This window comes from Streptomyces antimicrobicus (genome assembly GCF_020532625.1).
GTDB lineage: Bacteria > Actinomycetota > Actinomycetes > Streptomycetales > Streptomycetaceae > Streptomyces > Streptomyces antimicrobicus.
The window spans coordinates 1-12295 of sequence record NZ_JAJAUY010000031.1 but is presented as its reverse complement, the minus strand read 5'-3'; the positions used below and the strand labels follow the sequence as shown (position 1 = coordinate 12295).

The following is a 12295-nucleotide window of genomic DNA, read 5'->3' as shown; positions in this document are numbered from 1 at the left end:
CTCCCACGGGCCGGGCCCGATGTCCTGTGCGGCTAGATCTCGCCCCGGAGCTTGGCCAGGGCCTCGGCGAGGATCGCCTCGCCGTCGGCGTCGGTGCGCCGCTCGCGTACGTACGCCAGGTGCGTCTTGTACGGCTCGGTGCGCGGCGGGGCCGGGGGGTTGTCCCGGTCCTGGCCGGCGGGGAAGCCGCAGCGGGGGCAGTCCCAGGTGTCCGGGACCTGCGCGTCGCTGGCGAAGCTCGGCTGGGTCTCGTGCCCGTTGGAGCACCAGAACGAGATGCGCAGGCGCGGAGCGGACTCGCCGCGCTCGGCCTCACCCATCGGCCCCGCTCCGACCCGACTTCCACGGATCGCGTTGCCACTTGCCACGGTCGTAACTCCCTGCGTGATGGTGCCGCGAAGCGCGAGTGTACCGCGCTGGACCCGAGTTGGGGTCAGCTGCTCGACTTCATCAGCAGGCCGAGGGCGACGATGCAGGCGAACCAGAGCGTGCCGACGACGACCGTGATGCGGTCGAGGTTGCGCTCGGCCACCGAGGAGCCGCCGACGGACGACTGCATGCCGCCGCCGAACATGTCGGAGAGGCCGCCGCCCTTGCCCTTGTGCATCAGCACCAGCAGCATCAGCAGCAGGCTGAAGACGATGAGGGCGATGGAGAACCCCATGATCACGGCTGGACCCTACCTTCTTGGTTGGTGATGCGGGGGCCGGGGGCTGGGTGCAGCCCGGTCCGGCCCCCGCAAGGGTACGACGGATCCGCCCTACCGCATACTCACTGGTCGCGGAACCGGACGATCTTGACGAACTCCTCGGCGTCCAGCGAGGCACCCCCGACCAGGGCGCCGTCCACGTCGGGCTGCGCCATGATCGCGGCGATGTTGCCGGCCTTCACCGAGCCGCCGTACTGGATGCGCACCTTGTCGGCCACGTCCTGGGAGTACAGCTCGGCCAGCCGGCCGCGGATCGCCCCGCAGACCTCCTGGGCGTCCTCGGGGGTGGCCACCTCGCCGGTGCCGATCGCCCAGACGGGCTCGTAGGCGATCACGATCGTCTCGGCCTGCTCGGCCGGGACGTCCTTGAGGCCGCCGTCGACCTGCGCCAGGGTGTGGGCGACCTGGTTGCCCGCCTTGCGGACGTCCAGGCCCTCGCCGACGCAGAGGATCGGGGTCAGGCCGTGCTTGAAGGCGGCCTTCACCTTGGCGTTGCAGAGCTCGTCGGTCTCGCCGTGGTACTGGCGCCGCTCGCTGTGGCCGACGGCCACGAAGGTGCAGTTCAGCTTGGCCAGCAGCGGACCGGAGATCTCACCGGTGTAGGCGCCCGAGTCGTGCGCCGAGATGTCCTGGGCGCCGTACTTGATCTTCAGCTTGTCGCCGTCGACCAGGGTCTGGACGGAACGCAGGTCGGTGAAGGGCGGCAGGACCGCGACCTCGACCGCGTCGTAGTCCTTGTCGGCCAGGGCGAAGGCGAGCTTCTGGACGTGGGCGATGGCCTCCAGGTGGTTGAGGTTCATCTTCCAGTTGCCCGCCATCAGGGGCGTACGCGTGCTCACGGTTGTTCAGTCCTCCAGTGCGGCGAGGCCGGGGAGCGTCTTGCCCTCGAGGTACTCGAGGCTGGCGCCACCACCGGTCGAGATGTGGCCGAAGGCGTTCTCGTCGAAGCCCAGCGTGCGGACGGCCGCGGCCGAGTCGCCACCGCCGACCACGGTGAAGGCGCTGGAGTCGACGAGGGCCTGCGCGATCGCGCGGGTGCCGCCGGCGTAGTCGGGGTGCTCGAAGACGCCCACCGGACCGTTCCAGAACACGGTCTCGGCGTCGGCGATCTTCGACGCGTACAGCTCACGGGTCTTGGGACCGATGTCCAGACCCTCCTTGTCGGCGGGGATCTTGTCCGCGTCGACGGTGACGAACTCGGCCGGGGTCTTGCCCTTGAGGTCGGGGAAGTCCGCCGAGGCCAGGATGTCGACCGGCAGGACCAGCTCGACGCCGTTCGCCTCGGCGCGGGCCATGTACTCCTTGACCGTCTCGACCTGGTCCTTCTGCAGCAGCGAGATGCCCACCTCGTAGCCCTTGGCGTGGAGGAAGGTGTACGCCATGCCGCCGCCGATCAGCAGCCGGTCGGCCTTGCCGAGCAGCTCGTCGATGACGGCGAGCTTGTCGGAGACCTTGGCGCCGCCGAGGACGACCACGTACGGACGCTTGACGTCGTCGGTGAGCTTCTTCAGGACGCCGACCTCGGTGCCGATCAGGTAGCCGGCCGCGTGCGGCAGGCGCTGGGGCAGGTCGAAGACCGAGGCGTGCTTGCGGTGCACCGCACCGAAGCCGTCGCCGACGTAGAGGTCGGCGAGCTCGGCGAGCTGGTCGGCGAACGCGCCGCGCTCGGCGTCGTCCTTGGCGGTCTCGCCGGCGTTGAAGCGCAGGTTCTCGATGACGGCGACCTGGCCGTCGGCGAGGGCCGCGACCTTCTCCTTGGCCGAGTCACCGACGGTGTCGGTGGCGAACGCGACGTCCTGGCCGAGCAGTTCACCGAGCCGCCGGGCGGCCGGCGCCAGCGAGAAGGCCGGGTCCGGGGCGCCCTTGGGCCGGCCGAGGTGGGAGGCGACGATCACGCGGGCGCCGGCCTCGGCGAGCTTGGCGACGGTGGGCGCGACGGCGCGGATGCGGCCGTCGTCCGTGATGGTGGTGCCGTCGAGCGGCACGTTGAGGTCGGCGCGGACGAAGACCCGCTTGCCGGAGACGCCCTCGGCGAGGAGTTCGTCGATCGTCTTCATGTGTTTCTGACTCCTTTGGCGCCTATGTGAGGCGAAGAACGACAGGCAAACTACAGGGTCCGGGCGGCGCCTCGTCGCGCCACCCGGACCCTGAGCTCTCACATCGTGGTTACCGCTCCGTGGATCAGAGCTGGCCGCCGACGAAGACGGTGAGGTCGACGAGCCGGTTGGAGTAGCCCCACTCGTTGTCGTACCAGCCGACGACCTTGACCTGCTTGCCCTGGACCATCGTCAGGGAGGAGTCGAAGGTGCAGGAGGCCGGCCAGTTCACGATGTCGGACGAGACGATCGGGTCCTCGGTGTACTCCAGGATGCCCTTGAGCTGACCCTCCGCGGCCTTCTGGAAGGCGTTGTTGACCTCTTCCTTGGTGGTCTCGCGGTCGAGCTCGATGACCAGGTCGGTGACCGAGCCGGTCGGGACCGGCACGCGCATGGCGATGCCGTCGAGCTTGCCCTTGAGCTGGGGCAGGACCAGCGCGGTGGCCTTGGCGGCACCGGTGGAGGTCGGGATGATGTTGACCGCGGCGGCGCGGGCGCGACGCAGGTCGGAGTGCGGGAAGTCCAGGATGCGCTGGTCGTTGGTGTACGCGTGGACCGTCGTCATCATGCCCTTGACGATGCCGAAGCTCTCGTCGAGGACCTTCGCCATGGGCGCCACGCAGTTGGTGGTGCAGGAGGCGTTGGAGATCACGTGGTGGTTGGCGGCGTCGTACTTGTCCTGGTTGACGCCCATCACGATGGTGATGTCCTCGTTCTTGGCCGGGGCCGAGATGAGGACCTTCTTCGCACCGGCGGCGAGGTGCTTGGCGGCGTCGTCGCGCTTGGTGAAGATGCCGGTCGACTCGATCACGATGTCGGCGCCCAGCTCGCCCCAGGGGAGGTTCGCGGGGTCACGCTCGGCCATCGTCTTGAAGGTCTTGCCGTTGACCGTGATGGTGTCGTCGGTGTGGCTGACCTCGGCGTCGAGGCGGCCGAGGATGCTGTCGTACTTCAGCAGGTGGACCAGGGTGCCGTTGTCCGTCAGGTCGTTGACACCGACGACCTCGACGTCCGCCCCCTGCTCCAGCAGGGCGCGGAAGTAGTTGCGCCCAATGCGGCCAAAACCATTGATGCCTACGCGGATCGTCACGAACCGATCTCCTCGTTGGTGCGCCGGCCTGTCCGCCGGCGAGCTGTATGGGATGTCCCCGACCGCTTACGACCCTACCTCTCAGGGCGGCATGGAGTGACATCGATACCGAAGGGACACTCCCCCGGACACGGGGAAAAGCCCTGGGTGCGGCCCGTCGCGGTGCTCCGGTCCGGGCCGCCGGGGACTGGGTGCCGGTCACTCTCAGTCGTCGTAGGGGCGGGGGTGGAGCGCTCGCAGGGCCTTACCGATCAGTAGCGCCCGATCGACGGGCTTCTGGAGGTGTTCCAGGCCGAAACCGAGGAGCACCGTGTCACGCGTAGTGACCGAGGCGAAGGACCGGAAGAGCTCGCCGGTGCGCGACCAGTCGCCCGCGACGTCCGGACTCCCGGCCGGTGCGCCGGGGGTCGTCCAGACCCCGAGCGAGCTCTCGAACCCCTCGTTCTCCTTGTCGGTGCCGCCGACGACCAGGCGCGCGTCGTCCGCGAAGACACCCCGGCCGCCGCTGCCCGGGTCGGTGACGGAGGACAGGGACACCTCGACGATCCGGCCCGCGTAGGCGCTCAGGTCGAAGGCCACGTCCTTCCAGCCGCCGGAGGAACCGGTGAAGCTGTTCCAGGCGCCGCTGCTGCCGGTGGCGGTGCAGCCGCCGTTCTCCAGGGTGAGGTAGTGCCGCAGGAACGGGTGGGCGGCCACGTAGAAGCCCTCACCGCAGTCCGCGGGCACCGCGGTGCGGGTCAGGCCCGAGGCCTCGGGCAGCGTGGTCCAGTCCTCGGCGCCGGCGGTACGGGCCTCCAGCAGGGCGTGGTCGTAGTCCTTCTCCAGGTTCCAGGAGAGCGCCATCCGCAGCTGCGGCCGGTCGGCGGCCGTGACGTGGGTGAGGTCGACGGTGCGCGCCAGCCGCCGGTAGTCGTTGTCCGCGTGGGTGGCCGCCGCCATCCACGAGCCCGAGCGGGGGGCGTACGGGTTCACGACCCCGGTGTACCCGCCCGCCCGCGCGCTGGTGAACTGCGGGAACTGCGCCGGCGGCAGGCTGTCGGAGGTGACCGTGAAGGCTCCGGGGGCGTCCAGCGGGTTGCCGGCCGCGTCCCCGAGCGCGCCGGTCGCCCCGGCCAGGGCGCCGGCGCCGGTGAAGCCGGTCGCGCCGCGGGTGCCCGCGCGGCCGTAGGCGCCGAGGTAGTACTGGCTGAAGTCGTCGGTCACGGCCGCGCCGACCTCGGCGTCACCGCCCGCGAGCTCGCCCGCCTCGACCAGCTTGCCGCCCTCGTTGAGGAAGTCCCGTACGGCGAGCTGGGTGGCCCCGCCGGGGGCCCGGGCACCCGTGTAGTGCACCGCCGTGCCGAAGTGCTTCAGGACGGCCAGCGGGTGCGGGGCGCCCTGCGTGGCGACGTCCCAGACGACCGCGGACCGGCCGTTGGCGCGCAGCGCGTCGGTGTACGTCCGGGCGTGCTGGGCCGGGGCGCCCTCCTCGGCGATCACCAGCACGTCCGCGCGCGGCCGCTCGGCCACCGTATACCTGAAGTGCTCACTGGCCACCTCGCGGCCGGAGTCGCGGTCGCGTCCGGTGAACCAGACCTCGACCTCGTCGCCGGGGCGGGTCGCGCCGACCTCGGCGCGGTACTGGTCGAAGTGGAGGTTGTCCTTGCCGCCGTAGACCTTCCCGCCCCGCCACGGCCGCAGGTCCTCGGCGTGCGTCCGGCCGCCGTTGACCCGGTACTTGAGCTGCTTGTCGCCCAGCGACTTGCGGGCCGTGACCGAGACCTCCTGCTTCTGGCCGCGGGCGGCCCAGGAGGTGGTGAAGGGGTCGGGGGTGAAGTCGGCCGCCGTCAGGCCCACCGCGGAGGCGGGCCGGTCGGGGTGGGCGGCGGTCTCGGCGACGGAGAGCGCGAAGGGGATGTTCTTGGCGAACTCCGCCTGGATCAGCTTCTCGTCGTCGGGGAAGTTGAACCCGGACGCGCAGTCCTCGGGCCGCCACCGGTCGTCGGGGTCGGCGGCGGACGCGGTCCGGCAGGTCGTCATCTCCGGCGTGAACATCATCATGCCGTTGACGTTGGCCGCGTGGCCGTCGGCCTCGCCGTTGGTGGTGTACAGCTCGGAGGACACCTGCGGGTGGTAGCCGGGGACGGCCGGACGGTCCGGGGTGCCCGCCAGCGCCTTGTACAGGACGTCGTCGGGGGTCGGGGTGGCCACCTGCCAGCCGACGCCGTAGAGGAGCAGTTCGGCCGCCGAGTGGTAGTTGATGCCGTACTCGAAGCCGATCCGCTGCTGGAACTTCTCCAGGGCGACGGTCTCGGGCTCGGAGTCCGGGCCGGGGCCGCGGTAGGTCTCGCTCGACCGGTTCGGCGAGGAACCCTCGTTGTCGTAGCCCCACTTGTAGCCGAAGTTGCGGTTGAGGTCGACGCCGTCGGCGGAGGTGATCTTCCCGTCGCCGTCGTTGTCGCGCAGGTTCTTGCGCCACAGCCGGCGGCCGTCCGGCGCGTGCGTGTAGTCGTAGCCGTCGGGGTTGGCGGAGAGCAGGAACCACAGCTCGGTGGAGTCCACCACGCCCGTGATCCGCTGGTCCTTGCCGTAGCGGTCGATGAAGTGGTGCATCAGCCGCCGGGTCATCTCCGGGGTGATCCACTCCCGGGCGTGCTGGTTGGACATGTACAGCACGGCCGGCTTGGACCCGTCGGCGCTCTCCTGGGCGTTGCGGGTGAGCTTCAGGGCGAGGATGTCCTTGCCCTGGACGGTCTTGCCGAGGGAGACGACCTTGGTCAGCGCCGGATGCTGCTGGGCGGTGCGCAGCAGCTCCTCCTGGAGGCCGCCCGGGCCGCTGTACGGGCGGAAGACCCCGTCGCCGGCGGCCCGGCCGCGCGCGGCCGCGCGCTCGGGCGGCTTGCGCTCGGTCAGCGCGACGCCCTTGGCCCCCAGTTCGCGGGCCTGGGTGGCGGTGAGGAAGAGCTCGACCTTCGCCGTGCCGCCCTCGGGGGCGCGTTCACCGAGCTCGTGGGCGTCCTGGCCGGCGGACAGGACGAGCGGGACCTGTTCCCGGGTGATCCGGGCGTCGTAGACGCGGACCTCGTCCGCGGCCGGGGCGGGAGCGCCACCGGGCGCCGCGGCCCGGGCCGCGGGTACGGCGGCGAGTGAGCCTAATGCGAGTGCGCTGGCGGCGAGGATCGATCTCGCGCGGTGCCTCATGTGCCCCCCTGGGCGTCGTAGGCCACGAAAGCGTCGGACGACAGGCTCACGACCCGCACATGCGCATGTCAATGGGGCGTCCCGCGCCACGCGCCGAAAGGGCCCGTACGCGTGACGCGTACGAGCCCTTCGGCGCAATCGGCGCGAGCCGCGGACGGGGGCCGTCAGCCGGCCAGGTTGTCCGCCATCTCCTCGGTGAGGTTGGACTCCGTGCCCGGGATGCCGAGGTCCTGGGCCCGCTTGTCGGCCATCGCCAGCAAGCGGCGGATCCGGCCGGCGACGGCGTCCTTGGTCAGCGGCGGGTCCGCCAGGGCGCCCAGCTCCTCCAGGGAGGCCTGCTTGTGCTCCATGCGCAGCCGGCCGGCGGCGGCCAGGTGCTCGGGCACCTCGTCGCCGAGGATCTCCAGCGCGCGCTGGACCCGCGCCCCGGCGGCCACGGCCGCGCGGGCGGAGCGGCGCAGGTTGGCGTCGTCGAAGTTGGCCAGGCGGTTGGCGGTGGCGCGCACCTCGCGCCGCATCCGGCGCTCCTCCCACGCCAGCACCGACTCGTGGGCACCGAGCCGGGTCAGCAGGGCGCCGATCGCGTCGCCGTCGCGTACGACGACCCGGTCGACCCCGCGCACCTCGCGCGCCTTGGCGGCGATGGACAGCCGGCGGGCGGCGCCCACCAGGGCCAGGGCCGCCTCCGGGCCCGGGCAGGTGACCTCCAGGGAGGAGGACCGGCCCGGCTCGGTCAGCGAACCGTGGGCCAGGAAGGCGCCGCGCCAGGCCGCCTCGGCGTCGCACGTGGCGCCGGAGACGACCTGCGGCGGCAGGCCGCGGATGGGCCGCCCGCGCCCGTCGACCAGGCCGGTCTGGCGGGCCAGCTGGTCCCCGCCGGCCACCACCCGCACGACGTAGCGGCTGCCGCGCCGGAGCCCGCCCGGAGCCATGACCACCAGGTCCGAGGAGTGGCCGAAGATCTCCAGGATGTCCTTGCGCAGCCGGCGCGCCGCGATCCCGGTGTCCAGCTCCGCCTCGATGACGATGCGGCCGCTCACCAGGTGCAGGCCGCCCGCGAACCGAAGGATCGCCGAGACCTCCGCCTTCCTGCAGCAGGTCCGGGTGACGGGGAGCCGGGAGATCTCATCCTTCACCGCTGGCGTCATCGCCATGGGCCGATCCTTCCATGCATCCGAAAAATACGGTCGTACGCGGCGGCCAACAGCTCCGGGTCGTGCTGGGGAGAACCGTCCTCCCTGGCCACCGGCGCCAGCTCGACCGCGGCACCGAAGCGTTTGGCGGCATCGGCGAGGGACTCGCGGTCGGGTACGGCGGCCTCGTCGGCCAGCACCACGTCCAGGGCGAGTTTAGGGGCGTGTCGGGCCAAAACCTCCAAATGACGCTGCGGAGAGAAGCCCTCTGTTTCACCCGGCTGCGGCGCCAGGTTCAACGAGAGCACCCGCCGGGCCTTGGTCGCCGTCAGCGCGTCGAGCAGCTCGGGCACCAGCAGGTGCGGGATCACCGAGGAGAACCAGGAGCCCGGACCGAGCACCACCCAGTCGGCGTCGAGCACCGCCTCGACGGCCTCCGGCACGGCCGGCGGGTCGTGCGGGACGACGTGGACGGACTGCACCTCGCCGGGGGTCAGCGCCACGGTGGCCTGGCCGCGGACGGTGTCCACGTCGTGCGGCCGGGCCGGGTCGTGACCGCGCACGAGGGCCTGGAGCTCCAGCGGAACGGCCGACATGGGCAGCACCCGGCCCTGTGCGCCGAGCAGCTTGCCGACCAGGTCCAGGGCCTGGACATGGTCGCCGAGCTGCTCCCACAGGGCGACGATCAGCAGATTGCCGACCGCGTGCCCGTGCATCTCGCCCTGGGACTGGAAGCGGTGCTGGATCACCCGCGCCCAGGTCTGGCCCCAGTCGTCGTCGCCGCACAGCGCGGCGAGCGCCTTGCGCAGGTCGCCCGGCGGCAGGACGCCGAGCTCCTCGCGCAGGCGGCCGCTGGAGCCGCCGTCGTCGGCGACGGTGACCACGGCGGTCAGGTCACCGGTGATGCGCCGCAGGGCGGCGAGCGAGGCCGACAGGCCCCGGCCGCCGCCCAGCGCGACCACCTTGGGCTGCGCCCCGCGCCGGCGCGAGGCGCGGCCGTCCCCGGCGCGTACCTCCGTCAGCCGGCGCAGGCGGCGCAGCCGCAGGCTCCGTCCGGTCACTCGCGCCCCATGTCCCGGTGTACGACGACGGTCTCGACTCCCTCGGAGGCGAGGCGGGCGGCGAGCTTCTCCGACACGGCCACACTGCGGTGCTTGCCGCCCGTGCAGCCGACGGCGATGGTCACGTAGCGCTTGCCCTCGCGGCGGTAGCCGGCGGCGATCAGCTGGAGCAGTTCCGTGTAGCGGTCCAGGAACTCCTTGGCGCCGGGCTGGCCGAAGACGTAGGCCGACACCTCCTCGTTCAGGCCGGTGAAGGGGCGCAGCTCCGGCACCCAGTGCGGGTTCGGGATGAAGCGGCAGTCGACCACCAGGTCGGCGTCGACGGGCAGGCCGTACTTGTAGCCGAAGGACATGACGGTGGCCCGCAGCTCCGGCTCGGCGTCCCCGGCGAACTGGGCGTCCATCTTCGCGCGCAGCTCGTGCACGTTCAGGCTGGAGGTGTCGATCACCAGGTCGGCGTCGCCGCGCAGCTCGCGCAGCAGGTCGCGCTCGGCGGCGATGCCGTCGACGATGCGGCCGTCGCCCTGCAGCGGGTGCGGGCGGCGGACCGACTCGAAGCGGCGCACCAGGGCCTCGTCGGAGGACTCCAGGAACACGGTGCGGCGGGTGACGCCCTGGGTGTCGAGGGCCGCGAGGGACTCGCGCAGGGCGTCGAAGAACTGCCGGCCCCGGACGTCGACCACGACGGCGATGCGCGCGACGTTGCCCTGGGAGCGGGCGCCGAGCTCCACCATGGTGGGGATCAGGGCCGGCGGCAGGTTGTCCACGACGAACCAGCCGAGGTCCTCCAGGCACTTCGCCGCCGTGCTGCGGCCGGCTCCGGACATGCCGGAGATGATCACCAGCTCGGGGATCGCCGCGTCGGCGACCTCGCCGGGCTCCGCTGTCGTGCCCGTACTCACCTGTGCTCCGTCTCCGTCGTGCGCGCCCGTACGGTCCGCTGCCTGCTGTGGTTCATGATCGGTCATTGTTCGGTCCCCCGTTCGGACATCGTTCCCGCGGGTGCGGGGGTCTCGTCGTCCATGATCTCTCCTGTGGCCGTGTTGACCGCGGGAGCCGCGGGGGCTGCCTGGGCGAGGGCCGCCGCCACGGTCTCGGCCGTCTTGCGGCCTATGCCGGGGACCTCGCAGATCTGGTCGATTGTCGCCTGCCGCAGCTTCTTCACCGAACCGAAGTGTTTGACCAGGGCCTGCTTGCGGCTCTCGCCCAGGCCCGGCACGTCGTCCAGCGGGCCCGTCTTCAGGCGCTTGCCGCGCTTGGAGCGCTGGTACTGGATGGCGAACCTGTGCGCTTCGTCACGCACCCGCTGCAGCAGGTACAGGCCCTCGCTGGTGCGCGGCAGGACCACCGGGTCGTCCTCGCCGGGCAGCCAGACCTCCTCCAGGCGCTTGGCGAGGCCGCACACGGCCACGTCGTCGATGCCGAGCTCGTCCAGGGCGCGGCGGGCGGCGGCGACCTGGGGTCGTCCACCGTCGACCACGACGAGCTGGGGCGGGTAGGCGAAGCGCTTGGGACGGCCGTCGTCCTCCGGGCGGGGCCCGTCCTCGCCGTCCTCCGGGGTCCACTCCCCCGTCCTGAGCTTCTCCTGCAGGTAGCGCCGGAAGCGCCGGGAGACCACCTCGTGCATGGACCGTACGTCGTCCTGCCCGGCGAAGGACTTGATCTGGAAGCGGCGGTACTCGCTCTTGCGGGCCAGGCCGTCCTCGAAGACGACCATGGAGGCGACGACGTCCTCGCCCTGGAGGTGGGAGATGTCGAAGCACTCGATGCGCAGCGGGGCGCTGTCCAGGTCCAGGGCCTCGGCGATCTCCTCCAGCGCGCGCGAGCGGGTGGTGAGGTCGCTGGCGCGCTTGGTCTTGTGCAGGGCCAGCGACTGCTGGGCGTTGCGGTGGACGGTCTCCATCAGGGCCTTCTTGTCCCCCCGCTGGGGGATGCGCAGGCTCACCTGGGAGCCGCGGCGGCCGGCGAGCCACTGGGTGAGGGCCGGGGCGTCCTCCGGCAGGGCCGGGACCAGGACCTCCTTGGGCACGCTCTCGCCGGTCTCCTCGCCGTACAGCTGCTGCAGGGCGTGCTCGACGAGGCCCGCGGTGTCCACCGCCTCGACCTTGTCGGTGACCCAGCCGCGCTGGCCGCGCACCCGGCCGCCGCGGACGTGGAAGATCTGCACGGCCGCTTCGAGCTCGTCCTCGGCGACGGCGACGAGGTCGGCGTCGGTGGCGTCGGCGAGCACGACGGCGTTCTTCTCCATGGCCCGGCGCAGGGCCCCTATGTCGTCGCGCAACCGGGCGGCCCGCTCGTACTCCATCTCCTCGGCCGCCTGGTGCATCTGCTTCTCCAGGCGGGAGAGGTAGGCGCCGGTGCGGCCGGCCATGAAGTCGCAGAAGTCCTCGGCCAGTTCCCGGTGGTCCTCGGGGGTGATGCGGCCCACGCACGGGGCGGAGCACTTGCCGATGTAGCCGAGCAGGCAGGGCCGGCCGATCTGGGCGGAGCGCTTGAACACCCCGGCGGAGCAGGTGCGGACGGGGAAGACCCGCAGCATCAGGTCGACGGTCTCGCGGATGGCCCAGGCGTGGGCGTACGGGCCGAAGTAGCGCACGCCCTTCTTCTTGGGGCCGCGCATGACCTGCACGCGGGGGAACTGCTCGCCCAGGGTGACCGCGAGCGAGGGATAGCTCTTGTCGTCGCGGTACTTGACGTTGAACCGGGGGTCGTACTCCTTGATCCAGGAGTACTCCAGCTGGAGCGCCTCGACCTCGGTGGAGACCACGGTCCACTCGACGGAGGCGGCCGTGGTCACCATCGTGGCGGTCCGCGGGTGCAGGCCGGCCAGGTCCTGGAAGTAGTTGGCCAGGCGCTGGCGCAGGCTCTTGGCCTTCCCCACGTAGATCACGCGGCGGTGCTCGTCACGGAACCGGTAGACCCCCGGGGAGTCGGGGATCTGCCCCGGCTGGGGGCGGTAGCTGGAAGGGTCGGCCATGCCTCCAACCCTACTTGCGGGGACCGACAAGCGGTCCCTGCCGCGCCCC

Annotated in this window: 10 protein-coding genes; all 10 read right to left on the bottom strand. The window is 71.7% G+C overall.

The window, feature by feature from the left end; all coding sequences use genetic code 11:
- Positions 1-32 precede the first annotated feature (32 nt).
- Positions 33-368: an RNA polymerase-binding protein RbpA gene (locus tag LG632_RS11045; RefSeq protein WP_007263454.1), complete on the bottom strand. Its 336-nt coding sequence runs from the start codon at positions 366-368 to the stop codon at positions 33-35.
- A 65-nt stretch (positions 369-433) separates the two neighbouring features.
- On the bottom strand, positions 434-670 hold the full coding sequence (gene secG / locus LG632_RS11040) for a preprotein translocase subunit SecG (RefSeq protein WP_226726778.1): 237 nt from the start codon (positions 668-670) through the stop codon (positions 434-436).
- A gap of 101 nt (positions 671-771) precedes the next feature.
- Positions 772-1548, bottom strand: a complete 777-nt coding sequence (tpiA, locus tag LG632_RS11035) for a triose-phosphate isomerase (RefSeq protein ID WP_226726777.1) — start codon at positions 1546-1548, stop codon at positions 772-774.
- A gap of 6 nt (positions 1549-1554) precedes the next feature.
- Entirely contained in the window at positions 1555-2766 is a 1212-nt protein-coding gene (locus LG632_RS11030) for a phosphoglycerate kinase (RefSeq protein WP_226726774.1), read from the bottom strand.
- Positions 2767-2890: 124 nt separating this feature from the next.
- A complete protein-coding gene (gap, locus tag LG632_RS11025; protein ID WP_226726773.1) occupies positions 2891-3895 on the bottom strand; it encodes a type I glyceraldehyde-3-phosphate dehydrogenase in 1005 nt (334 codons plus the stop codon).
- A 204-nt stretch (positions 3896-4099) separates the two neighbouring features.
- Positions 4100-7075 (bottom strand): M14 family metallopeptidase, encoded by a 2976-nt coding sequence (locus LG632_RS11020; RefSeq protein ID WP_226726771.1) that lies wholly within the window; start codon positions 7073-7075, stop codon positions 4100-4102.
- A 164-nt stretch (positions 7076-7239) separates the two neighbouring features.
- Positions 7240-8229, bottom strand: coding sequence for a DNA-binding protein WhiA (gene whiA / locus LG632_RS11015; protein WP_226726770.1), 990 nt, complete (start codon positions 8227-8229; stop codon positions 7240-7242).
- Positions 8220-9269 carry a gluconeogenesis factor YvcK family protein gene (locus tag LG632_RS11010; RefSeq protein WP_226726768.1) on the bottom strand — a complete coding sequence of 350 codons (1050 nt, stop codon included), beginning with the start codon at positions 9267-9269 and terminating at the stop codon, positions 8220-8222. The genes whiA and LG632_RS11010 overlap by 10 nt, the downstream gene beginning before the upstream one ends.
- Entirely contained in the window at positions 9266-10237 is a 972-nt protein-coding gene (gene rapZ, locus LG632_RS11005; protein ID WP_226726765.1) for an RNase adapter RapZ, read from the bottom strand. The genes LG632_RS11010 and rapZ overlap by 4 nt, the downstream gene beginning before the upstream one ends.
- Entirely contained in the window at positions 10234-12246 is a 2013-nt protein-coding gene (gene uvrC / locus LG632_RS11000; RefSeq protein ID WP_226726763.1) for an excinuclease ABC subunit UvrC, read from the bottom strand. The genes rapZ and uvrC overlap by 4 nt, the downstream gene beginning before the upstream one ends.
- Between the last annotated feature and the right edge of the window lie 49 nt (positions 12247-12295).